Raw genomic sequence first — 25,377 nt, forward strand, 5'->3', positions numbered from 1 at the left:
AAGGTTTTCTTAACACGTTATCACCTCTATAACGTGTTACTTTAAGCCTTTTCCATTCTAAACACTCTTTTCCACTATTAGAGGAGAAGCCGTCTCATGCCAGAGAAAGCTTGTGATAACGCTTTTAGAATTTCAGAGTCCCCTCCTCAAAAATCTGCCTTTATGAGGCGGTTTTTAGCTGTACTGGTAATCCTTCTAGGGTTATTACCTTGTGCAACTCTTGCTCAGACTGTACCTCTCACAAATGCTCCTCCCGTAACATCAGCGCAAGCCGATCAGCTTCTTAACGTTTTAAATGATTCCAAAAAACGTCAGGATTTTGTTACGACACTAAAAAATCTTTCCGACGCTCAAAAAGCCGTTGAGAAGGATAAACAAAATAATTCTTTGCTAGATTCTGCCTGGAACAGTATTTCCAAAGCAAGTCACAAAACAATAATTCAGCTCCATAGCCTCACTAAAACAGTCACTAATTTTACTGATACAGGGCCTTGGGTTAACCACGTCATGCATACACCAAGTGTGCAGGGTGAAATCCTCCGTATTTCCACACGCGTTGCTATTTTGATTGTCGGAGGCTTAATTCTCTCTTACGGCATTCATTTCTTATTAAATACGCCGCGCAAACGTTTGGAATTGCGTGCTCAACGCTATAACCGTGATAATATCCAAAAAGATTTACAGGATTTTCAGGAAACCAAAAGCACGGTTGATCAACAAGCCAAAGAGACCGTTAATGATGAAAATAAAGACTCATTAAGCGCTAATAAGGCTCAGGACGAAGCTGAAAGAATGCGAAGACAGGGGGCACTTACTCGCCTCATGATCACATTCAGGCGCTTTCCATACACAATGGGACGCTTTGGGATGGATCTTTTGGCAATAGCCATGTTTCCTCTTGTCGCTTTATTAATCCAAACTTTTGACCCTGCCCCAGATGTTCGTACAATGCGTGCTATCTGGAGTATTGCATGGTTTGCCGCTGTTGGCTTTGGCGTATGGGTCGCTCTGTTACGTGCCCTTTTTGCCCCTGAGAGACCCTGGTTGCGTTTGACGACAATCAACGACAACACCGCAATTTTCTTATTTAAAGGCTTTTATCGCATTGGTAATGTCATTGCCTGGGGTGTTACGGCACTTATCATTCTTAATGACTGCACTCTTCCTGAAAGCATAAGCCTTTCTCTGGCAAAGATTCTGGCCCTTATTGTCCATATCATGATCGCTATCATGATCTTAGGCAGCCGCAGTAATGTTAAGTGGCTCTTTAATCGTGCGGCCGACCATAATAAACGCCTCGCCCCCGTCCTCCATTTTATTGGAAGATTCTGGTGGATCGTCGCCATTATTTTTGACATTGCACTCTGGGTTGTGTGGGCAGCCGAAGTTCCTGGTGGTTATCAGTTAATTCTACGCTTAACAGCACGAACAATAGCTGCCCTCATTCTTATGCGTGTGGTCAGTATTCTGGCTTTTGGCGGGTTAGAGCGCTTTTTCACCAGGCTGAATGACCGTAATATCAGCAAGGAAACAGCAACCCGCATTCTACGCTACTACCCTGCTGCACAGCGCGTAACGAGCGTCGTTATCCTGCTCCTTACCATCTTTGCTGTCGCTGTTGCTCTGGGCGCCCCAGTTTATGCAGTCATTGGGCTTCATACTTTAGGCGGACGTCTGCTCTCCTCAATGGTAACAATTATCATTGCCCTGCTCATTGGCGTTGTTATATGGGAAATGTCGAATGTTGCCATAGAGCATAAAGTTCACCAGCTTGAGCGTGAGGGCAGTGGTAACTATCGGGCCCGCACAGCGCGTATTCGCACTTTGCAACCTATGTTACGCATTCTGCTCCTGGTGATCTTAACCGTTGTGATCGGACTAACGGTTTTATCCCAGCTGGGTGTTAATATTGCTCCACTTTTGGCAGGCGCTTCTATTTTTGGTGTGGCCTTAGGTTTTGGTTCTCAAAAATTAGTGCAAGATTTCATCAGTGGTATTTTTCTATTAATGGAAAATGCTCTTACTGTTGGCGATGCTGTTACACTAAGTGGAACTTACGGCGTTGTTGAAAAGCTCTCTTTACGCACAGTGCATGTACGCGCCAATGACGGCTCAATGAATATTTTCCCCTTTAGTTCACTGGGGCAAATTATCAATTATGACCGTGACTTTGCACGTGCCATGATTTCAGCAGAAGTTTCGTATGGAACAGACACCGATAAAGCTGTGCAGGCACTTTTTGACATTACAAAAGGTCTGCGGGAAGACCCAGATTTTAAAAACCTCATCATCGATGATTTCCAACTCTGGGGTGTTGATTCAATTAATGAATCTTCCGTGACAATCAAAGGCACATTACCAACCACGACCGGTGGACGTTGGCCTGTTCAGCGGCAATTTTATCGCCGTATGAAAAAATGCTTTGAAGAGCGTGGTATTGATATACCTTTCCCAACCCGCACAATTCATGTCATTAATCAGGGAAATGCTGACGTCTCACACTCAGACTTGGTAAACTCTGGACGATCTGATCCAAAACAGGCACAGGCCGAAAACAAACCAGAAGCCTAGCTTTTATAAAAAACCCCTGCCCGAAAGAGCAGGGGTTTTTCATGCAAATATATAGGGGGCAATTACGCCTTATATTATGCCCCTCTGCCGAGATCATAACGTCTTAAAGCGATAAAGGCCCAAATTGCCGCTGGCACCCATCCCAAAATTGTGACCTGAAGGACAAAGCAAATAATCCCTGCTACAGGACGGCCAATTGTAAAAAATGTGAGCCAAGGAAAGAAAAAAGCAATCAAAATACGCAACATGGTTATTCCCTTTCAAAGAGATATAATCTCTTCTAAACTGATGGACCTGTTCTAAAATCCAGAATAATGCGTAAAAATCGCGTAAAGATTTGTAATTCTTTAGAGGTTTCTTATGAGCCACCTATTTTTAGCAACCATTACTTACCTCGCTTCTGAGGAGGAAGTAGCAGCACAACGCCCTGGTCACCGAGCCTTTCTTGATAAATTCTATCAAGAAGATTTACTTTTAATTTCAGGGCCTATGACATCAGGCAAGGGTGGCATTCTCATTTTACGTGCAACCCTTTCTGAAAAAGATCTTTTAGAACGCCTTGCACAAGATCCATTTGTCACTTCAGGTGTCGCCCGCTATGAGCTATGCGCTTTCAACGCCGTCAAACATGCTTCTTTTTTAGAGGGTAAAATTTAAAACTCCCACTCTCAGGGCTTATTCAATAATATTTACTCAAACTATGATTAAGACCCTATTACAAGGCTTTTACGGCCTTTTAATAGGGGCCTGAATAATATTATATGAGCTCAGCCGTCATAAACTGGCTTTATAAAACACACTTTTAAACTCTTATCAGAGCAGACAAAAAGCCAATATTAGACTTTTTATACAAAAACCATCATAATACCGCTCTTATGCGTTTTAATTAGGGAAAAACTTTTATAAAGACTTCAGATAGTCATAAAAAGGCTTGACCTTACAAGCAGTTTCCCTAAGAGAAGCACAATATTTATCACTTGTGTCTTTATGATTAGATAAAACACACTTTTGATAAATGGTCGTTATAGTCGCAACAACGTTTTAACCTTTGGATGGCACTCCCACCATGAGACAGAGACTATCATTCAGTCGCCGCCGTCTTCTCGCTCTTACTGTTGGATTAGCGGGACTTACTAGTTTTGCACTCAGCACAGCCATGCCTGCCCATGCTGAGGCTATTAAAACCGTTAAAGTCGGTATCATGTCTGGTGAGGATGAAGATGTTTGGCGCGTTGTTGCCAAAAATGCCGCTACTGATGGCTTAAACGTTAAAATTACCACTTTCTCAGATTATAATGCCCCTAATGAAGCTCTGATAGAGCATGATTTAGACGCAAATGCTTTTCAGCATACGCCTTATCTGGAAGCACAAAATAAAGCTCACGGCTATCATCTTGTTATTGCTGGAAATACAACATTTCAGCCTATTGGGTTTTATTCCCGAAAATGGAAATCTTTAGCAGATATTCCTAAAAACGCTAAAATTGGCGTTCCAAATGACCCAAGCAATGAAGGGCGTGCCCTTTTAATGCTTCAATCTTTAGGTCTTATCAAAGTATCTTCTGATGCAGGCCTGTTCCCCACAGCTTTAGACGTAACTGATAACCCACATAATATCACCATTGAAGAACTCGATGCTGGTGTTGTGGGGCGGTCCCTACCCGATCTTGACGGAGCGGTCATTAATACAGACTGGGCACGCAAAGCAGGGGTTGATCTGAAAAAAGAACGTCTTGGGACAGAAAATCTAAAAGACAACCCTTACGTCAACATTATCGTTGTCAATCAGGGTGATGAAGACAAGCCCTGGGCTAAAAGCCTGGTCAAGGCGTTTCAGCAACCAAATGTAGCCAAAGCTCTTCATGAAGTTTATCACGGGACGGTTCTCCCTGCCTGGCCATGAGCATTATTTTAGATATCCAAAATGTAACGCATGGCTTTGGCGATCAGATTGCACTTGATGATATTTCCTTTTCTGTAAAGAAAGGCGAAGTTGTAGGTCTCATCGGACGTTCAGGAGCGGGCAAGTCCACGCTCCTGCGCTGTCTTTGTGCTTTGGAACGCCCTCAAAAAGGCTCAATCATACTCAATGGTACTGATCTAACCAAAGAGAATGAAACCAGCCTCACTAAAATTAGGCGCGAAATTGGGCTTGTTTTTCAGCATTTTAATTTGCTCACATCGCGCTCTGTAGCCGGAAATATTGCCCTGCCTCTACAAATTGCGGGTTGGTCAAAAGACAGGCAGAAAGCACGAGTTAAAGAACTCCTTCAACTTGTGGGATTAGAGAAATTTGAGAAAAAATATCCTTCTCAACTTTCTGGTGGGCAAAAGCAGCGTGTTGGCATTGCACGTGCCCTGGCCGCTAGCCCCTCTCTCCTTTTATGCGACGAAGCAACATCTGCTCTCGACCCAGAAGCCACAACGTCCATTTTCAACCTGCTTAATGATATTAATCAGAAGCTGGGCTTAACCATTATTCTTATTACGCATGAAATGGATGTTGTACGCCGGTTTGCTCAGCATATTTTAGTGCTTGATCATGGTAAGCTTGTCGAAAACGGTACTTTTTTTGACCTATTATGCAAAAGTAGTGACCAAGGTCCCCTTCAGGCTTTATTGGCTGATAGTTGCCCCCAACTTCCTTCTGAGCTACGAAATCAGCTCCAGCATCAGCCTTCACCGGGTTTAATGCCTGTACTCCGCTTAATCATGAATGAAAACACAGCTTTAAAGCCTTTATTTTCACTGATGGCAGAGCGTTTCCACGTAGAGACCATTTTACTACAAGGCGGTGTAACCTCCATTGAGGAAAAATTAACTGGCGATATGATTATCGGCCTCAAAGGAGAAAAAGTTTTTGAAGCTCAGGCTTTTTTAGCCACAAATGTACAACATATGGAGGCTATCGGTTATGTCCCCGTTGATCGTTAACCTCATTATTCGTGCTACATTACAAACACTGGAAATGGTTTTTGCCTCTACAGCCATTGCTGTTTTGTTTGGCTTGCCTCTGGCTCTCTTTCTCATCACCACTAGCCCGGGGGGACTTTATCGCCTCCCTGTTTTACCGAGGATTGTTGGGCTTATTGTTGATGCATTAAGGGCTGTGCCTTTTATTATATTACTCGTGCTTCTCATTCCCATAACAAGAATGATAGCAGGCACATCTTTGGGAACTGAAGCTGCCATTGTGCCGCTCTCCATCGCGGCTATCCCCTATTTTGCCCGTATTGCAGAAGTAGCCCTAAGAGAAGTTGATCCTGGCTTGATTGATGCTGTGCGGTCTATGGGCGGTACGCGCTTTACAATCATGCGTTCTGTTATGATTCCCGAGGCTCTGCCCAGCCTGATTGGTGGCCTCACTGTGACACTGGTTACATTAGTCGGGGCTTCAGCCATGGCAGGCACAATCGGCGCTGGGGGCTAGGCGATTTGGCTATCCGCTATGGTTATCAACGCTTTAATACAACCATAATGTTGTGGGTGGTGGCTGTTTTAGTCGTAATGGTTTGCCTCATGCAGCTTATAGGAAACATCCTTACACGCTGGCTCAAACGCTAATCTAACGCTTTTTAGAAGAGAACTTTAAAATAAGGGGGAAATAGTCCCCCCTTATTTTTAAAACTGACTAAGCTTTTTCAAGAGCTTGTGTCATATCAACAATCAGATCATCCTCATTTTCAATACCAAGCGATAATCTTACTGTTGCCTGAGTTACACCAATACGCTCACGTATTTCTTCTGGCACGCCAGAATGCGTCATAGTCGCAGGATGACTTGCTAGCGATTCAGTACCACCAAGGCTAACGGCCAATTTGAAAATCTGTAATCCATTAAGGAACCGGAAAGCAGCTTCCTGCCCCCCCTTAACATCAAAAGAAAATGTTGAGCCAGGACCTGAACATTGCTTGGCGTAAATTTTCCCTTGAGCAGACTCTTTCTCAAAAAATGGTGGGAAATAAACTTTTTCCACTTTGGGATGGTTCTGCAAAAATTTTGCTACGGCAAAAGCATTGGAAGCTGCTTTTTCCATCCGTAAACCAAGTGTCTCGAGCGAACGCCCTAACATCCAGCAGGTGTGTGGGTCGGGCTGAGTACCAATAGCACCACGTAACTGACGGAGCTTTGTCATCAGGGCCACAGACCCTAAAGCAGCACCCGCAATAAGATCGGAGTGCCCACCCACATATTTCGTCAGAGAATAAAGAGAAATATCAGCACCATGGGCAATAGGTTGCTGGAAAACAGGCCCTAAAAGTGTGTTATCACAAGCAATAAGAGGACGCTCTTCCTGCCCTAAAGACTCAGCAATCTCACGCATTAAGGGGAGGTCAACAAGACTATTTGTCGGGTTTGCTGGCGTCTCAACTAAAATAAGAGCAACGCGACCTAATTTTTTGGCCTCTTGAGCGGCCTTTTTAATTGTCTCTTCATTGCCATCACTAGCAAATCCGACGGACTTCATTCCAAGTCCAGCCATGATTTTGCTTAATAACGTCTCTGTTCCGCCATAAAGCGGTTGAGAATGCAAAATCACCTCACCAGGGCGTACAAAAGCTAGTAAACTTGTGGAAATTGCAGCCATGCCCGAAGAAAAAACTACGCCACTTTCGGCGCCTTCATAAACAGCTAAGCGGTCTTCAACAATTTCGCTATTAGGGTGATTAAACCGCGAGTAAACAAGACCGGCCCCTTTTCCTTCAGGGGGTTGTTTGCGTCCCATGACATAATCAAAGAAATCGCGTCCATCTTCAGCTGTAGGGAACACGAAAGTAGATGTCAGAAAAACGGGAGGTTTAACAGCCCCTTCAGAAAGCATAGGGTCATAACCATAATTAAGCATCTGTGTATCAGGATGCAATTTATGTGACCCTAATGTGAGTTTATGATGGCGTGAGTTACTCATAAAAATCCATTTAGTAAAAAAAGATAATATTCTTTTAGCCTATTCTTTTCTTACTGTCAGATTTTTAGCAACAACAAGCTTTTTAAGAGTCGGAAAGGCTCCCCTCACGACTAAAGACCTTATTGCCTGCAACCCACATTTCTTTAATTCTGAAATCGCGATCCATTACAGCAAAATCAGCTAATTTTCCTTCGCATATTTCACCACGATCATGCAAACCCAAATAGCGGGCCGCATTTGTGCTTACCAGCCTGGAAGCTTTAGAAAGAGACGCCCCATGACGCACAGCATTACGAAATGCCTGGTCGAGCGTTAGAACACTTCCAGCCAAACTACCATTAGGCAGACGTACGACACCCTCTTTTATCATCACATCTTGCCCACCTAGCTGGCTTGGTCCATCTTCCTGCCCAGCACCGCGCATAGCATCTGTCACAAATAAAAGACGATTATCCATTGTCTTGGACGCCAGCCGGAAAGTAGCCGGATGAACATGATGCGTGTCAAAAATCATTTCGGCATAAGCCACATCATGACACATAAAGGCCGTTACAGGGCCAGGATCACGCCCCTGAATGGAAGGCATTGCATTAAAAAGATGCGTCGCTCCGGCCGTACCTCCTGCACCACAAATGATACATAAAGCCCGTTCTGTTTGCTCATAATTTGCTACAGTATGACCCAGACTGACACGTATGCCGGCTTTGGCAAAACTCTCCATTGCCGTATCACTATGTGCTAATTCAGGAGCTATCGTCACAAGACTGACACAACCTGATTTTATTAACTCATCAACACGCTCAGCTGTAGGCTCAATAGCAAAAGCAGGTTGGGCTCCAAGCTTATGAGGGCTGACAAAAGGCCCTTCTATGTGAGCACCATGAATATGAGGGCCATTTGGAACCCCCTCTTTCATAACCTTGGAAATCGCTTCTAATACAGTAAGGATATCTTCCCAGGGGCGTGTGATTGTCGTTGGCAGAATCGTTGTTGTGCCATGACGGAGGTGAAAAAGCGCCATTTTCCGGATCGCCTCAACGCCATCCATCGTATCAGCGCCATCTCCCCCATGGACGTGACCATCAACAAAGCCCGGTAAAATATATGTATCAGGAGCTTCTTTTAGGGGGTGATCTTTTCTATGTGGCTGCCAAACTCAATTGAACCCGCACTTTGATGATCTGGAAAAATAATTTGCCCTGTTAAAGATCTCATTTATCCCTCCTCAGCTTGAAGGCCGACCCGGCCAAAATAATAAGCATAAGCTGACATAGCGAGATATGACGGTACGACCAGCAAAATAAGCGCCCCTTGAAACCCGAGATAGGGTTTTAACAAAACATAAATCGGAGGAATAATAGCCCCTCCACAATAAGTCATAACCAGCACGGCTGAAACTAAAGACGTTAAAGCACCTGCGCCTCTAAGGGCAATCGGAAAGAGAATAGGCATGATCATCGCATTTGCCGCCCCCAAAAGCGCAATGAAAAAGACTGAACTATAACCGTGAGTGAAAAAGGCGCATATGGCAAAAACAATTCCTATAAAGCATGAGAATTGCACATAAACTTCCTGCGTAACAAAACGCGGCACAACCACAAACCCTGCAATATAACCAATCAGCATGGCTGTCAGTGTAAAGGTCGTGAAAAATTTTGTGGAATCCAGAGGAAGGCCAAACCCACTGCCATATGTGCCAATCGCACTAGCAGCAAGAACTTCATTACCAGCATAAAGGAACAGAGCGATAAAACCAAAAATAACGTGCGGCTGTAGGAAATGCGAACGCTCACTCTTTTTAAGCTTTACAATAGGAGGGGCTTCTAAGGTCGGAAGCGGGAAGAAAAGGACCACTATTCCAATTAAAACAAGAATAGCCGCTAAAATAAGATAAGGTCCGTACAAAGAGTGGGCAAGCGGATATAAAATCGCATCTTTTGCAGCTTTATCGGGAGCAGCCTGGGCGCGCTCTGCAACTGAGCCTATATTGCCCATAACAAAGACACCTATAATAATAGGCGCTACAATACCAGCTGCCTTATTACATATGCCCATTATGGCAATACGCTGTGCTGCCCTGGAAGCAGGGCCAAGAAGACTGACCAGAGCACTCATAATGAGCTGCATGAGAGAAACACCAGCCCCTAAAATTAAAAGACCAGCTAATACCCCAGGATAATTTTTCCACACAACAAATTGCCCAAAACAGGCAACACCCAGGGCAGAAACAAGTAGCGAGCACGATAGTCCTAATTTCATACCCAATTTTTTAGCGACAAACGCTGCAGGGATAGAAAAAAAGAAATACGAGATGTAAAATACAAGCGGTATTAAGAAAGCGCTCACTTCATCAAGCGAGAAGGCAACCTCCACAAAAGAAATAAGCGGCCCGTTAATCCAGGTCACAAATCCTATTGCAACAAAAATACAGGCTGAAATAACAAGTATACTATAGCTATATGGTCCAACTAACCGCCCTGCCACGCGCTCTGACAAGTCATGACTGTCTCTCATTTTAGGCACTTTCGCTCATTAAAAAATCGTAAAAGGGATAAACCCCTTAACTCAAATAGGAGGCACCGATCATACCGGCATCTCCACCAAGTTGAGTAGGAACAACAAGTGCTGAATGAGGCACGTAAAGCAATTTACGGTTTACTTCCTCATCGAGCATTTTAATCAAAGCTTTATCATTTGAAAGTCCTCCTCCTACAGGAACGATTGAAGCCCCTGTAATATTAACAGCTACCGCTAAAGCTGATGAAAGATACGAAATAAAGAGAGAAACAGTCTTAGAAGCGGCTGGTTCATTTCGATGCGCATTCGATAAAATATCGAAACTATTTAGAGATTCTTTTGAGTGCCAGTGATGTAAATGCTCTAACCCTCTGGCATTGCCAATAGTTTCAAGACAGCCATATAGACCACAACCGCATTGAAAATACGGCGTTTTGCCCTGCATATCTTGAATAAAGGGCCCATGGCCCCACTCACCTGTGTAACCTCCGCGCCCGACAATAAGCTTGTCATTAAGGATCAAACCACCCCCTGTGCCTGTGCCCAGGATAATGCCAAATATATTGGAATGTCCCTTTGCTGCACCTTCTCGTGCTTCTGCCAATGCAAAACAGTCAGCATCATTCCCTACGCGTACGGGACGAGAAAGAGACTTTTCTAAAACCTCCCTAAGCTTTATCCCGTTAATAGCTTTTATGTTAGCAGCTTTGCATAACCCAGTCTCAGGATCGCTTAAACCTGCTATGGCTATGTGAAGAGGTAGATTAGGATAAGGCGCGGACATCTCTCTAAAAGCATTGATAAATGCTTCTAAATCCTGTGTAGGTGTAGGGCGTTTTTGTTTTTCTCTTACCAAAGCTGAGCCTGGCGTGAATACACCCATACTAATAAAAGAACCACCAACATCGGCACAAAGAATAGGATCAGACACTGTGAGACAACTTTCTTCTTAAGATTAATCCAACATGATTTTTTGATTACAGACGCTTACTTACGAGCCATCTATTAACCATTTTTCATCTATTGTTGTTTCAAAGATGAGGCGCTATCTTGGTCTAAAATAATCGTGACATTTTTATGCAAACGCACGGCCGTAGCACTGACCTCTGGCCCTATTTCACCTTCAAGTGTTCTTGCAATAATCGGTGCTTTGTCTTTCCCCAGAGCAATAAGAAGCAGCTCCTTGGCTTCCAAAATCGTGCCGACACCCATTGTCAAAGCCTTGCTCGGCACTTTTTGGGGATTTCCTTCAAACATTCCCGCATTTTGTTGCCGCGTTTCGGAAGCCAGCGTAATACAGCGCGTCCGGCTATCAAAAGCAGAAGGTGGCTCATTAAAGCCAATATGTCCGGTATCGCCTATACCCAAAAGCTGTATATCTATACCACCAGCCTGTTTTATTGCCTCTTCATAAGCAGCGCATTCTTTTTCAAGATCTGCTGCAACACCATTTGGTACATGCGTGTTATTCATATTAATATTAACAAAACGGAATAAATTGTCTTGCATGTAATAGTGGTATGACTGCTTATCAGAAGCAGAAAGACCTACATACTCATCTAAGTTGAAACTAGTAACTTGAGAGAAATCTAAATTATTCTGCTTAGCTATCTGGATGAGAGATCGATAAACCCCTTCCATCGTACGACCTGTTGCCAAACCAAGAACAGATTTTGGCTTTTCATGTACTTTTTTGGCTATGATCTTTGCAGCTTCATGAGCTGCGTCAGTAGCGTTAGGGAAAATGAGAACTTTCATAAAAGAACCAATACTTTATTACCGTTAATATTATCTTTTACGAAGCTAATGCAGAGATATTTACAAAGTCAACGATTCAATTTTACTAAAAACTGTTTACCAGCTTCTTGCACAAGGATTTCTCCAGTTTTTTGGCATTATTGTCACATATTTGTGATTTCGATAAACCACTAACTAATAATTTGATTCACAAAAAATTATTTAACGACACGTTAAATTTAAAGTTAAAATATATGTTATTTACTTGCATAATATTATCAATATTTGCGTTATTTCTTGCAAATCGTGAGATTTTATTGTAATATAATTTTTATCATCTCCCAATATGGAGGTGTGTCTATATTTTACTAATTATTTGAAAAATTATATTATCAAGGCCTATCTATGAGTAAATTAAAAAATCTGCTCCTTACCTTATCGGTAGGGGTGTCTTCGCTCGCCTTAACATCAGAGGCAGCTTTAGCCAACTTACCCGTAAATACCTATCATTTAACCGTAAATGCACATCATTTGGCATCTGCTGCCGATAAAGCACCTATTTTAACAGTCGGTGGCACGCAAACTTCTTATATCCGAACCGGGCAGAATATGGATCCCTGGATCAAGCCTCATGCACTGCTTTTAGGTGCACAACGGGCTGGCAGTGTAGCATCTACAATTGCTGAAGATCATTTAGGTACAGATTCCCAAATTATTCTTCGCGGTATGCCTGATGGTTATCTAGATATGGGCTGCTTGATTTGCTCAGTCACAACATCACAATCTGTGTTTGACACACGAGCAGGATTATCCAGCAACCTGACAATTAATAGTAATTTTGCCAAAAACCCATCATTTGATAGTGTTGTTGAATATCTTCAGCCTAAGAGTGCTGAGCCTCAACTTGTGCTAGATGATGTCACCTATGACGCCACACATATCTATTTGCCCCAAAACAAGCACTTGACTGCTCAGCAAATAGCACGCATCCACCCTAACCAATATATTACCACAAATTCTATTTCAGCTGATGTTCCTGCCCCTCATTTCACTGATGATAGCGGCATGTCGAACCCTTCAGAAGGTAAAACGCTTCCACCACATAATTATTATGTATCTACAGTGCAAAGCGTGGCAAAAGATGGTTCATCTATTACAGTTAATGGCTGGGCTGTACAGGGTGGTGATAGCTCGGGACACCCCTGGCGCGATAATGATGTTCCTACCACGACATATGACACTGTACGTTCAAACTTCGGTAAAGCTGTCGCTATGATCGGTATGCCAACCCAAACTGGTGGCAGCGATATTTATATGACCTTTGACCCCAGTAATTCCCCCCACTCTCTCACAGATCGCTTTAATGGCGAGCAGATGAACATTCATTATGATGGCACGCAGTCAGGCCAGGCTACAATGAATGGCATTATGATCTCCTATGAGTGCGGAGGACCAGCCTCAGCCCCCGGAAAATGCCTGCACCCTAGTTATGATTCAACAGGGCTGCTCATTAACGGCAATAACCTGCCTAACGGTATTCAAAATACTGTGCCATCATGGGCAAACGAATATAAGGGTTATAATTTTTACATCCCTGGTTCCGAAGCCCCCAAAAATGGCCTTAATAACGCCCATACCTCTTTTGAAAGCTTTACACCAACACTGAATAATCACCAGCTTATTACGCGCCAATGGGTTCAACAGACAAGTGACAACTCTGCTACGCTTGATTGGCCTGATTATAGTGTTAACTTCGGGCTTGTTGTAGACGGCACACGTTGGGATAGCACAGGTAAAACAGGGGTTCGTCAGGGTTATATCTCCTTTGACTATAGCAAGGCCAATCAAGGCGGCGTTTGCATCATTGGAAATAACACTGTCTGGCTTAATAAAGACGCACCTGGCCTCTGTGTCCGCGGCGACGGCTCGACATGGTTAGGTAATAACCTAGTGGTCGAAACACAAAAATCAATCGTTGCACGCGCTAATACTCCCAAAGGAGAACAAGATGGTGCAACTTTAACCGGTGATGATAATGGCGATTGGCAGGTTGGCTCCAAACTTGCCAATGGTGGCAATATTCGTGGCGTCAAAGGACTATACGCTAATAACGTAACAGCTTTGGTGGGCCAAATTCCTTTCATAGAAAATGTTTCTCTCATTCGTTCTGGTGTTAAATTAACATTAGGGACAATTAAAAGCGGCGGACATGAGATATCTGACCGCGTTTGGTGCGATACCTGCCTCAATGCTGGTCAAACGGCAGGTAATGGATCGGGACGCTGGGTCTTTTTAGATAAAGATGGTAACTGGCGCACTGATGATGGCGCTATTGCCCGCGAGTAATTTTAATAGAGAAGCTGGCTATGATTATAATAGCCAGCTTTATTTTGCTACAATGATTAGTATTAGTATTTAAATAGATTATTATATTTTATTAAATTTAAATATACTAATATTATTTATATATAATCATTAAGTAAAAATATTTTCTATTTTAATATGTAATTTTGGTTAAAACTTCTTATATTAATATTACACTTATTATATTCTTATAAAATAATCACACATATTATGTCATTAAATTAGACAATAGAGAAAAAGTGATAGGCGCTTTCTTTATTGTCTAATTATATGGCAAGTTACTACCTTACTAAATAATTTTCACAATCTTTCTTCCTTGTTGTAAATTGCAAAAATCCGAAAATGATATGGTGCTGATACGGGCCAGAAACTATGGCATGTTATATTATTAAGGCTGGCCCTGTTTACTGCGTTTTTGTTGAAAGAAACGCTCATAGTTAAGGTATATAATGATTCTGACGCCCTTGCAGACCAAGAAAATCAGCTGAAAGGTATCTTGCAGAGTCCTGTTATACGGCACACAAGATCTGAATAATCTACCAATTTTATTACTTCTGCTCAACGCTGCTTATAAATTAGTGAAAGGTCTGATACGGCTCTTAGCGTTTCTCAGGCTACCTCACGTTCTATTCATACGTCTGGAAAGCTGACCTAAAAGCTTAGGAACATTTCCCAAAAGGCAGAAGCTTTTCTCTACCCTAAAACGATATTTAAGATGCTGTAGCTTTAAAACATTTGGTTAAACCATAAGACATGAACCTTGTAGAATCAGATAAGTATGTAAGGCTTATCTTTCACTTTCACGTTTTTAATTGTGATATTTTTCTGCACAGCAATACCCTCACTTCTGGGAACCATACCTCCCTCAAATACCCCTAAGTGCGTTAGATGCAATTGAGACGATTTGGGATTATTCAAAAATATCAATAACGAACTTCGGCTATTTCCCGCCGGCGCTTCGTCTTATCTAAATTGATTTAAGGGATTATTTGGTGAACCGGGTGGGATTCGAACCCACGACCATTCGATTAAAAGTCGAATGCTCTACCGACTGAGCTACCGGTTCACTTCGAGAGACTGGCTACAGGATAGAGGCGGGTCCGTCAAGGGAGTTTATGCAAAAAAGTATAATTAATGACGTTTTAATTAAATTTCTTTGTTTTCATTCACCTTTTCTACGCTCTGAGCCTTTAAATGAGATAGTTTGCTACAAAAATAGGGAGAAAAAAATTTCTGCCCACAGCACTTAAAATGAAAATTTATTGTACTCTACGTCTGCAATTCGCAAAAATTCTCCCTTGCCTAAAGATTTTTTGTCATATGAAGGCTGTTTAAGACGGCAATAAAAAACCTCACACCCTCCTTTTTTGTGAGGGTAACAAAGCATATTGCCCGTAATAGGCTCATCTAAAAAGGCTGTTTACAATAACATTATGCGCAATAATGGTATTATTGTCTGTCTTGAGATCATTATTTATCGTGAAGTAATTTCACAAAGCATAGATAGGATTTTGTACTATACATCCCAATATAGGAGACTTCCAAGTCATACCCTATGCTTATTCAAATGAACTGTGAGGATATAGCATGGAGTCAAATGTAAATTCTCACAGCTATTTTTAAGTAAGAAAACTCAAAGCTTTACGCTTTCTTTTCGGCATTTTCACGCTCTAAAACAGATTTATGTCTCACTTTTAAAAGGATCTACATGATGACTTTCAATATAGTGATTATTTGGAATCGATCATTCATTTATAATGATTTTTATGTATAAATGATTTAATCAATAGTAATAAAATTATATTTTTGTTGAGAAACATACATTTTTAATAAGAATTTTTGTAAATAAATTTAAAATAATACGAAAATTTATCTATTATCTATTATCTATTATCTATTATCTATTATCTATTATCTATTATCTATTATCTATTATCTATTATCTATTATCTTAAAGTAAACATGTCTAGAGAGTTTTTCAACCACATTCAGACTTTCATCATGGCAAAACAGAAATAAAAAGTCCTAAAATATGATCTCACAATTTGTGACGTCATATTAAATTATAATGAGCAGGTTAAAAAATCCAGAGGGGGCCATAAGCCCTCTCTGGGCTGTATTATGGCTTATTCTTCAATATAAGCGCGTTTGATGACATCTGGTTCTTTCACCATGCCAGATGCGCCAGAGCCACGTTTTAATTTATCGACATGCTCCATACCTTCTATCACTTGTCCAATGATCGTATATTCGCCATCAAGTGAGGGGCAAGCTTCAAACATAATGAAGAACTGACTATTGGCACTATTAGGATTCATGGTGCGAGCCATACCGACAGTGCCGCGCTCAAAGCGCTCTTTTTTGGTAAATTCTGCAGGAAGGTCAGGATAAGAGCTACCGCCTGAACCCGTGCCGGTTGGGTCCCCACCCTGTGCCATAAAGCCTTCGATCACACGATGGAACTTAACCCCATCATAAAATCCTTCCTGAGCCAGTAATTTCATACGCTCAGCATGTTTAGGGGCTAAATCTGGACGTAGAACGATAACCACTTTACCTTCAGGCAATTCTAAAACGAGTTTGTCACCCTTGATCTCTGGAGCTGTGTTTTTACTGTCAGACATATATATTTCCTACAAAATGAAAAATTATTCTAAGGGGGAATATAAGTTTTATATTGGCTCATACCCCAATTTCGACAAGACAAGCCGAGCGACGTCCTCACTTACAAAATGAGAAATATCTCCCCCAAGGCGAGCAATCTCTTTGACAATCCGACTTGCTGTTGTGCGATGATTTTCTGATGCTAATAAAAAAACTGTCTCAATTTCAGGAGCCAGACGACGCAAAGCCCCTGAGAGCTGAGTTTCAAAATCAAAATCACCTGCCGAGCGCAAGCCACGAACGACCGTGCCCGCCCCTGCCTGATGCACCGCATCAACCAAAAGATTATCAAATCCCTGCACAGAAATTCTCTCTCCATGCGGTAAACGTGCTACTTCTTTACGGACAAGATCGATCCGCTCTTCCAGCTTGAGGAGCGGCTTTTTATCTTCATTAACAGCCACCCCAACAATGAGATGGTCGAAAATAGTTGCCGCCCGATCAATCACGTCTAAATGCCCAAAGGTAATTGGGTCAAACGTGCCCGGGTAGAACCCTATGCGTGGGTTACCCATTGCCTTCCGGCGCCTCAGGTACCGTTGATGAAGAAGCAGTTTCTGAAGGTTGGCCTGCATTTTCTGCTATATCTGGTGCACTCTGAGTTTGCTCGATATTATCGCTACTTTCACCATTAGTCTCGTCGTTATCTTCTTCCTCTACAGGGAAGACACTCATGACTTTTTCTTCACCATCCAGACGGAAGAGCGTTACACCTCCTGCCTGACGTGACATGACCCGCACCTGCGAAACAGGAAGGCGAATTAAGCGGCCTGTATCTGTCACCATCATCACGTCAATGCCATCCATTGTAGGAAGAGTTCCCACAATTTCCCGGCCTCGGCGCTCAGTTGTGAAGTTCATATTATTAAGTCCCTGACCACCGCGGCCAGACACACGATAATCATAAGCTGAAGAACGGCGACCAAACCCCGTATCCGTTACCGTTAATAAAAGCTCTTCCTGAGCTGCAAGCTCTTCAAAACGCTCTTCACTTAAAGCTGCATCCTGCGAAGCCGTTTCTTCTTCGTCAGAAGTAACTTCAATTGTCTCTTCTTCCTCTGTATCAGCCTCAGAGGCAGCTATGGCACGCCGGCGCGCATTGGCCATACGGAGATAAGTTGCGCGTTCTTCAACGCTTGCATCCACGTGGTTAAGAATACAGAGAGAGACGACCTGATCACCCTCTCCCAAGCGAATACCACGCACACCAGTACTCCCGCGCCCTGCAAAAACACGTAGAGTATCGTCGGTAATCTGGAAGCGGATCGCCCGCGCATTACGCGTTGCCAAAAAGACGTCCTGGCCTTCTTGGCACGTTGCCACACCAATAAGAGAATCGCCTTCATCAAGCTTCATGGCAATAAGGCCAGAAGCCCGAATATTACGGAAATCACTAAGGCGGTTACGACGTACATTGCCGCTTGCTGTAGCAAAGACGAGATGGAGGTCATCCCATGTCTCTTCATCCTGAGGAAGAGGCAATACGGTTGTGATGGAATCTTCTCCAAGTTCTGGCAGCACATTGACTAATGCACGGCCTTTGGCCGTTGGTGCTGCCTCTGGCAAATGCCAGACTTTCATGCGGTACACTTTACCGCCCGATGAGAAAAAGAAGACCCATTGATGGGTATGAGCATTAAAGCTCCGCACCACAACATCGTCACCACGACGGCCTGCCGCCGTACGACCACGCCCTCCCCGATTTTGCGAACGGAAGATTTCAAGCGGAGTCCGTTTAATGAAGCCATCACGTGTAATCGTCACGACCATTTGCCCTGGCTCAACCAAACTTTCGTCTGATTGATCACCTAAAGCATCAGAAATCTCAGTACTACGAGGGGTTGAGAGGGCAGCACGGGCCGCCAGAAGCTCTTCCCGCATAACTTCCATACGGCGAATATGGCTACCTAAAATTTCCAGAAGTTCAGTGATTTTAACACTGACTTCATCCAACTCACCCTGGATTTTATCACGCTCTAAACCTGTAAGGCGCTGAAGACGTAAATCTAAAATACCTCGTGCCTGGGCCTCGGTGAGATGAATATAACCATCTACGATGATATTACCCTGGTCATGGATCAGTTCCAGCAATGGCACGACTTCTTCAGCAGGCCATGCCCGAGCCATGAGACGCTCACGGGCTGTAGCTCCATCAGGAGCTGAGCGAATAAGGGTGATGACCTCGTCAATATTGGCAACGGCAATAACAAGCCCGACCAATAAATGTCCACGATCACGCACTTTGTTCAGATCAAAACGCGCCCTGCGTAAAATCACATCTTCACGAAAGCGGATAAACGCTTTGAGCACATCAATAAGCCCCATCGTACGGGGGCGCCCTTCATCAAGGGCTAACATATTGACGCTGAAAGAGGTCTGAAGCTGGGTAAAGCGATAAAGCTGATTTAATACAACTTCGGCCGTAGCATCACGCTTAAGCTCGATCACAACGCGCATGCCAGAGCGGTCACTCTCATCGCGAATATCAGAGATGCCTTCTATCTCTTTGGCACGAACGAGATCAGCAATTTTTTCCTGTAAGGTGGCTTTATTCACCTGATATGGAATTTCAGTCACCACAATCGCATAGCGATCTTTGCGGATTTCCTCAATTTCGGCACGTGCCCTTACCGGGACAGAGCCACGACCAGTTTCAAAAGCCTGACGAATACCTCTGCGCCCCATAATGATTCCCCCTGTAGGAAAATCAGGGCCGGGGATAATCTGCATAAGTTCATCGAGCGTAATAGCTGGATTGGTTACCATTGCTAATGTTGCATCAATAACTTCGAGAGGATTATGAGGTGGGATATTGGTTGCCATACCCACAGCAATACCGGCCGCCCCATTAACCAGCAGATTAGGATAAGCAGCAGGCAGAACCTGTGGTTCCTGCTCACTCTCATCGTAATTTGGCTGGAATGCGACCGTGTCACGATCAATATCATCAAGCAAGAAAGAGGCAGAGCGCGCCAGGCGGGCTTCAGTATAACGCATAGCGGCAGGGCTATCGCCATCAACCGAGCCGAAATTGCCCTGTCCATCAATCAGGCGCACGCGCATAGACCAGCTTTGCGCCATCCGCACCATAGCATCATAAATAGAACTATCGCCATGAGGGTGATATTTACCCATGACGTCACCAACCGCGCGGGCAGACTTGCGATAAGGTTTATCAGAGGTAAAGCCGCTCTCACGCATAGCGTAGAGGATGCGTCGGTGAACAGGCTTTAACCCATCGCGGACATCTGGCAAGGCACGCGATACGATGACAGACATCGCATAAGCCAGATAGGAGGAGCGCATTTCCTCCTCAATTGTCACCGGGAGGCGGTCAGAAGGAAGAAGATCGTGCGGTTCGCTCAAAATAATGCCACCAATTTTTATGACAACAAGACAAGTGTCACCATAGCCCATTACCCACAGAAGTGCCAGAAGGAAGCATCAGATTAGACGCATAAGGCTCTTTCTTTTTCTTCTCTAAGCAGAATAAATCCTTTAGGAGGTCGTATAGCTCCTTAATTTAACTGGACTTTAGCACCTTAATAACATGGCGTTATCTCTCTCTTCCACTCTGACTGAACTCCCGTGGCAAGCCATTGAGGCTTATTTACCTCTATTGGAGGGAGAGGAAGCATTATTGCTTGATAGCGGCGGTGACCCAGCCCAGACTAGGCAAAGATTTAGTTTTTTATGCCCCAAACCAAAAGCTGTCCTGAAATTAACATCTGAGGAAATTAGGGATTTTCGTCCTTATCTGAGATCATTCTGGCAAAAATACCGCCCTGCAAATCCTTTTATGTCTTCTTTACCTTTCACAGGTGGATTGGTCGGATTTGCAAGCTACGAGGCCGGGCTTATGTGCGAGGGGCTTGTATCACGTCACAAAACAGATGCACCACTTTTTTTGCTTTTGGCCTGTACTGACCTTTTTATATTTGATCGTTTAGAGCAACGCTTATGGTGGGCCAGTGCAGAAGGTAATGCTCCCCCGCCCTGCCCTGCGCCTTTTGCCAGTGACTCTCAAAACAAGCTTACACTCCCTTCAGCCCTGAATTTTATTCCAGATGACAAAGCCTCATCATGGAAAAATAAGGTAGAAAAAATACGGGCTTATATTGAAGCTGGTGATATTTTTCAGGCCAATCTCACAATGAGATGGAAGGCCGAACGGCCTGCCAATATGCCTCTTCTCCCTCTTTATACTGCGTTACGACAAGCCTGCCCTGCCCCTTTTGGTGCGTTTTTAAACACACCAGATTTTGGCCTCTTAAGTGCCTCTATTGAGCGCTTTTTATCACTGTCTGCTGAGGGGCTCATTGAAACCCGCCCCATTAAGGGGACAGCTCCTATTCACGCTGACCCTCTTCTTAATAACAAAATTCAAGAGGCCCTTTCCAAAGACGAAAAAGAATTAGCTGAAAATCTGATGATCACTGATCTTATGCGTAATGACCTGGGGCGTGTGAGTAAAATAGCCACTGTCACCGTGCCGCAACTCTGTGTCGTTGAGCGCTTTCGTCATGTGCATCACCTTGTTTCAAGCGTGCAGGGTCGGCTTCAAGATCATTATGATGTTTTTGACCTTTTACAGGCAACATTACCTCCTGGCTCAGTCACAGGTGCCCCAAAACACCAGGCCTTAAAAATTATTGATGAGTTAGAAAGTTCGTCACGTGGGGTTTATTGTGGCACATTACTTCGCATCGGGTGGGATGGTGCTTTAGATAGCTCTGTCATCATACGCAGTATCAGTGCAACATCTGACCAATTTCGCCTGGGCGCTGGTGGAGGCATAACCTGGCCCTCTGACCCTGGGTGCGAATATGACGAAATGTTGCTTAAGGCAGCCCCTCTCCTAAAAGCTCTGGGTTCATTATGACGTCTTTTTTCTGGCTGAATGGCACCATCCACCCTACCAATGAAGCCGGCATTAGCCCCGCTGATCGTGGGTTTTTACTGGGAGATGGGCTTTATGAGACATTCCGTTTTTATAACGGTAAAGCCCCCATCTTGGACGCCATTTTCAGCGCCTGGCGCAGGGCTGCCAGATTTTGCGTCTCCCCCTACCTGATAAAACACTTATTGAGCAGGCTCTTTTACAGCTTTGTGAAATGCATCAGCTTTTTAATGGTTCGGCACGTTTAACAGTAACCAGGGGAATAGGCCCTCGCGGGCTTATGCCACCGCAACCTGCTCAACCAACAATTTTACTTGTAATCAACCCACTTCCTGCCCACGAGCCAGCACCTGTAAAACTCATTTTATCGTCGCATAAACGGCAAAGAAACTCTGTATTATCTCATATAAAATCGACCAATACACTACTTTCAATCATTGCCCGTTTAGAGGCACAGGATCATCAGGCTGATGATGCCTTACTTCTTAATGAGCAAGATTTTATTGCCGAAGCAACAGCCTCAAATTTTTTGGCCCTCAGAGATGGGCAACTTATTACCCCTCCTATAGAGGATGGCGCTTTGCCGGGCATATCGCGTACACGTCTTATTGAAGAGGGCTTATGTACGGAGTCATCACTCACATCAAAAGAGCTCTATAAACTAGAGGGGGCCTGGCTGGTTACCGCCTTGAGTTTAACAAATATAAGCTCAATCAATACGCATAAACTTCCACTCCCAGAGGAACTCACACAAAGCTTACGCCGCTTTCTCTATTGACACTCTCTTCAGAGAAACCACATTTCCTTCATGACTTTTAAAACAGATTTACCCCGCCCCCCTGTTGCACCACGCAATAATATCACCATTGAACAACTAGGCCGTGTCAGGACAGACCCTTATGCCTGGATGAAAGATGATAACTGGCAGACTGTATTACGTGATCCATCTATTTTGCGTGAAGATATTCGCAAACATTTAGAAGCTGAAAATGCGTACACAAAAACTGTTTTAAAAGACACTGAAGATCTACAGGCAACACTTTTTTCAGAAATGGTTGGCCGCTTATCTCCGGTAGAAGAATCTGTGCCTGTACCTCATGGCCCCTGGCTTTATGGTATTCGTTATCAGGAAGGTGCCCAGCATCCTCTGCACATTCGCCGCCCCCGTACGGGTGGCGAGGAAGAGATTTTACTCGATGCTGATAGCCTCTCTAAAAAACATGCTTATTATAGTTTAGCTGGTGCGGCCCATACAGAAAATCACCGTTATTATGTCTATTCCGAAGATGTACAAGGGTCTGAAGTTTATCGGATCCAGGTCAAAGATTTAAAAACTGGCGAGATCTGCGCTCCTGCCATTGAAAACACAACAGGATCTTTCACCCTATCACCTGATGGAGAGTGGCTATTCTGGATTTATCGCGATGAATTTGGCCGCCCTTCACGTATATATCGTCGCCCCCTTTTAGGCGGGAAGGATAATCTTGTTTTTGAAGAAACCGATCCAGGGTTTTTCTTAAGCATCGGACTGAGTGCCTCAAAAGAATGGATAGCCATTGAGCGTGGCGACCATGATACAAATGAGACGTTACTTATTCCTGCCAAAGCCCCGACAACATCTCCGCAAGTCGCGGCCCCCCTCATTCGCGGAGAACGTTATAGCTTAACGCACTGGAATGACCGCTTTATCATTCTCACAAATCAAGGTGGCGCTGCAGATTTTAAAATTATGCAAACGCCCCAGACAGCAACTGAACGTGAAAACTGGGTGGAATTTCTTCCCCATCAGGAAGGACATTTTCTATTAGGGGTTTGCGCCGGACGGCATCATCTAAGCTGGATTGAGCGCTTTGAAGGCAATGAAAATCTTTATGTACTTTCCGCTCAGGATGCACCCTCTCTAACAGAAAAAGCCTCACTTCCACTCCGCGATAAAGCCCAACAGATTAGTTTTGATGAACCTGCCTATAGTTTAAGTTTACTGGGTATTTTGGAATATGACCAACCTATGTTGCGTTATGTCTATCAATCTCCCACAACACCAGCCCATTGGTATGACATAAATATGGAGACTGGCGAGCGGCTTTTACGCAAAATAAAAGAAGTTCCTTCTGGTCATGACCCAGCTCTTTACGAAACACAACGTCTTTTTGCCAAAGCTGATGATGGCGAACTTGTACCGATCACGGTTCTTAAACGCAAAGAAACAGCCATAAATGGTTCAGCACCATTACTCCTTTATGGTTACGGCTCATATGGCATTTCTATGGAGGCTGCTTTTTCAACCTCTATATTGAGTCTTGTTGATCGTGGCTGGGTTTATGCCATTGCACATATCAGGGGTGGTTCTGAAAAAGGGTGGAACTGGTTTTTGGATGGCCGCAAGGAAAAAAAGACCAATAGCTTCACTGACTTTATCGCCAGTGCCCGCCACCTTATTACAGAAAATTATACAAAAGCGGGACAAATCGTCGCCCATGGTGGTTCAGCTGGAGGGCTCCTCATGGGAGCTGTCGCAAATATGGCACCTGAATTATTTGCCGGTATTGCTGCACAAGTGCCTTTTGTAGATGTGCTTAATACAATGTCTGATACGACATTACCGCTTACCCCGCCAGAATGGCCAGAATGGGGCAATCCCCTTACTGACCCGAAGGCTTATGACCTTATTGCCAGCTACTCACCTTATGATAACATTCACCCCAAACCTTACCCTGCAATTTTAGCCTTAGGCGGACTTTGTGATCCACGTGTCACCTATTGGGAACCTGCTAAATGGATTGCGAGATTACGTGACATTGCGCAAAATGGGCCGTTTTTATGCCAAATCAATATGGAAGCCGGCCATGGTGGATCATCTGGACGATTTGAGCGTTTAAAAGAAACAGCTCTGGTGCAGGCATTTGCTCTTTGGTGTTTGGAGCAACATAAGGCAGCGCACTAAAATCCTTCTTTCCCCCTTTTGAAAAACTTTAAAGAACATCATCTCCAGGCTCGGGATGCAAAAGGGGGCAATATTGAGTCAAATGAGCATTTTGAAATTGCTGCTTGCGGCATAATGTGTGGGCATCAGCGCCGCACATTATTGTTGCATCTGATAAAGATGACCCAAAAATATCCCGTGCCAAAGCAATATCAGACTTTTCCTTCTTTTCTGTAGCCTGTTTAAGCTCATTTTGAGCCTTATGCATGGCTGATAAAGCTTGCAGACACGCCGTGCTGGTCGATTCTGGTTTTTGTCGAAGAACCTGAAGGATCTTATGAATCTCCGCACCACCCTGAACCGCATCGGATTCTTCGCCAAGCAGCCCATTCTGAGCCTGAGCCTGGCCTACAGTAAAGGATGCTGCAAAACTTAAAGAAATCAGGGAGAAAATAATGAGCCGTTTTGTCATGATAGCCAACATAAGATGAAATCCTTCATAAAGAAAAGAGGCAATCTGATGGATTTCTCTTGACTCTTAAGCCTTCTTTACGTTATCTCAGCGCCAATTCTGCGGGCGTTTCAGCCCTGCTATATTTGCATGGCCTATATTTTTACTTTAAATGGGCCTGCGCTTTGACTGTCGGGAGCCTGAAGCACTATGAAAATCCGCAATAGCCTTAAATCAGCAAAGATTCGTGACAAAAACTGCCGCGTTGTTCGCCGTCGTGGCCGCGTTTATGTCATCAACAAAAAGAACCCTCGTCTAAAAGCACGTCAGGGTTAATTTAT

17 protein-coding genes, 1 tRNA gene and 3 pseudogenes are annotated in these 25,377 nt (G+C 43.9%); 10 read left to right on the forward strand and 11 right to left on the reverse strand.

The genetic code is table 11. The annotated features are described in order from the left end of the window. Positions 1-96 precede the first annotated feature (96 nt). Entirely contained in the window at positions 97-2,571 is a 2,475-nt protein-coding gene (locus GT348_RS07410) for a mechanosensitive ion channel family protein (RefSeq protein WP_160619161.1), read from the forward strand. A 74-nt stretch (positions 2,572-2,645) separates the two neighbouring features. On the opposite strand, the gene GT348_RS07415 is transcribed toward GT348_RS07410, so the two are convergent. Continuing rightward, entirely contained in the window at positions 2,646-2,816 is a 171-nt protein-coding gene (locus GT348_RS07415) for a YqaE/Pmp3 family membrane protein (RefSeq protein ID WP_160619492.1), read from the reverse strand. A gap of 115 nt (positions 2,817-2,931) precedes the next feature. Here GT348_RS07415 and GT348_RS07420 point away from each other — a divergent pair, with 115 nt between their 5' ends. The 4 genes and pseudogenes from GT348_RS07420 (at position 2,932) to GT348_RS07435 (ending at position 6,135) form a co-directional block, all read left to right on the forward strand. Next, complete coding sequence (locus GT348_RS07420) at positions 2,932-3,228, forward strand: YciI family protein (protein ID WP_160619162.1); 297 nt, start codon at positions 2,932-2,934, stop codon at positions 3,226-3,228. Positions 3,229-3,637: 409 nt separating this feature from the next. Continuing rightward, positions 3,638-4,474, forward strand: a complete 837-nt coding sequence (locus GT348_RS07425; protein WP_160619163.1) for a MetQ/NlpA family ABC transporter substrate-binding protein — start codon at positions 3,638-3,640, stop codon at positions 4,472-4,474. After that, positions 4,471-5,505, forward strand: a complete 1,035-nt coding sequence (locus GT348_RS07430; RefSeq protein WP_160619164.1) for a methionine ABC transporter ATP-binding protein — start codon at positions 4,471-4,473, stop codon at positions 5,503-5,505. Before GT348_RS07425 ends, GT348_RS07430 begins: the two co-directional genes overlap by 4 nt. Continuing rightward, positions 5,486-6,135 (forward strand): annotated as a pseudogene (locus tag GT348_RS07435) (methionine ABC transporter permease). Before GT348_RS07430 ends, GT348_RS07435 begins: the two are co-directional and overlap by 20 nt. Positions 6,136-6,202: 67 nt before the next feature. Here GT348_RS07435 and GT348_RS07440 read toward each other — a convergent pair. The 5 genes and pseudogenes from GT348_RS07440 to nagB form a co-directional block, all read right to left on the reverse strand. Next, positions 6,203-7,480 (reverse strand): cystathionine gamma-synthase family protein, encoded by a 1,278-nt coding sequence (locus GT348_RS07440; RefSeq protein ID WP_160619165.1) that lies wholly within the window; start codon positions 7,478-7,480, stop codon positions 6,203-6,205. A gap of 82 nt (positions 7,481-7,562) precedes the next feature. Beyond that, positions 7,563-8,695, reverse strand: a pseudogene (nagA, locus tag GT348_RS07445) (N-acetylglucosamine-6-phosphate deacetylase). Continuing rightward, positions 8,696-9,994, reverse strand: a complete 1,299-nt coding sequence (gluP, locus tag GT348_RS07450) for a glucose/galactose MFS transporter (RefSeq protein ID WP_160619166.1) — start codon at positions 9,992-9,994, stop codon at positions 8,696-8,698. Between the two features lie 46 nt (positions 9,995-10,040). Further along, entirely contained in the window at positions 10,041-10,928 is an 888-nt protein-coding gene (locus tag GT348_RS07455) for an ROK family protein (protein WP_160619167.1), read from the reverse strand. An 89-nt stretch (positions 10,929-11,017) separates the two neighbouring features. Continuing rightward, on the reverse strand, positions 11,018-11,755 hold the full coding sequence (nagB, locus tag GT348_RS07460; protein WP_160619168.1) for a glucosamine-6-phosphate deaminase: 738 nt from the start codon (positions 11,753-11,755) through the stop codon (positions 11,018-11,020). A gap of 384 nt (positions 11,756-12,139) precedes the next feature. Here nagB and GT348_RS07465 point away from each other — a divergent pair, with 384 nt between their 5' ends. Beyond that, a complete protein-coding gene (locus tag GT348_RS07465) occupies positions 12,140-14,080 on the forward strand; it encodes a hypothetical protein (RefSeq protein ID WP_160619169.1) in 1,941 nt (646 codons plus the stop codon). 1,008 nt (positions 14,081-15,088) lie between these two features. On the opposite strand, the gene GT348_RS07470 is transcribed toward GT348_RS07465, so the two are convergent. The 4 genes from GT348_RS07470 to gyrA all read right to left on the reverse strand — a co-directional run bounded on the left by GT348_RS07470 (position 15,089) and on the right by gyrA (position 20,068). Further along, positions 15,089-15,164 (reverse strand) — tRNA-Lys (locus GT348_RS07470). 1,060 nt (positions 15,165-16,224) lie between these two features. Continuing rightward, on the reverse strand, positions 16,225-16,722 hold the full coding sequence (locus GT348_RS07475; protein WP_160619170.1) for a peptidylprolyl isomerase: 498 nt from the start codon (positions 16,720-16,722) through the stop codon (positions 16,225-16,227). 48 nt (positions 16,723-16,770) lie between these two features. Continuing rightward, entirely contained in the window at positions 16,771-17,277 is a 507-nt protein-coding gene (gene coaD, locus GT348_RS07480; RefSeq protein WP_160619171.1) for a pantetheine-phosphate adenylyltransferase, read from the reverse strand. Beyond that, complete coding sequence (gene gyrA / locus GT348_RS07485; RefSeq protein WP_236646626.1) at positions 17,270-20,068, reverse strand: DNA gyrase subunit A; 2,799 nt, start codon at positions 20,066-20,068, stop codon at positions 17,270-17,272. Before gyrA ends, coaD begins: the two co-directional genes overlap by 8 nt. A 244-nt stretch (positions 20,069-20,312) precedes the next feature. On the opposite strand from gyrA, the gene GT348_RS07490 reads away from it, so the two are divergent. The 3 genes and pseudogenes from GT348_RS07490 to GT348_RS07500 all read left to right on the forward strand — a co-directional run bounded on the left by GT348_RS07490 (position 20,313) and on the right by GT348_RS07500 (position 24,606). Next, complete coding sequence (locus tag GT348_RS07490; RefSeq protein WP_160619173.1) at positions 20,313-21,644, forward strand: anthranilate synthase component I family protein; 1,332 nt, start codon at positions 20,313-20,315, stop codon at positions 21,642-21,644. Positions 21,645-21,786: 142 nt separating this feature from the next. Beyond that, positions 21,787-22,440: pseudogene (locus GT348_RS07495) on the forward strand (aminotransferase class IV); the annotation flags it as partial. Between the two features lie 30 nt (positions 22,441-22,470). Next, positions 22,471-24,606, forward strand: a complete 2,136-nt coding sequence (locus tag GT348_RS07500; protein WP_160619174.1) for a S9 family peptidase — start codon at positions 22,471-22,473, stop codon at positions 24,604-24,606. Positions 24,607-24,634: 28 nt separating this feature from the next. Here GT348_RS07500 and GT348_RS07505 read toward each other — a convergent pair whose 3' ends face one another. Continuing rightward, a complete protein-coding gene (locus tag GT348_RS07505; RefSeq protein ID WP_160619175.1) occupies positions 24,635-25,069 on the reverse strand; it encodes a hypothetical protein in 435 nt (144 codons plus the stop codon). Positions 25,070-25,246: 177 nt separating this feature from the next. Here GT348_RS07505 and ykgO point away from each other — a divergent pair, with 177 nt between their 5' ends. Beyond that, on the forward strand, positions 25,247-25,372 hold the full coding sequence (ykgO, locus tag GT348_RS07510) for a type B 50S ribosomal protein L36 (RefSeq protein ID WP_160619176.1): 126 nt from the start codon (positions 25,247-25,249) through the stop codon (positions 25,370-25,372). Positions 25,373-25,377: the final 5 nt, after the last annotated feature.

This window comes from Aristophania vespae (genome assembly GCF_009906835.1).
In the GTDB taxonomy this organism is placed as follows: domain Bacteria; phylum Pseudomonadota; class Alphaproteobacteria; order Acetobacterales; family Acetobacteraceae; genus Aristophania; species Aristophania vespae.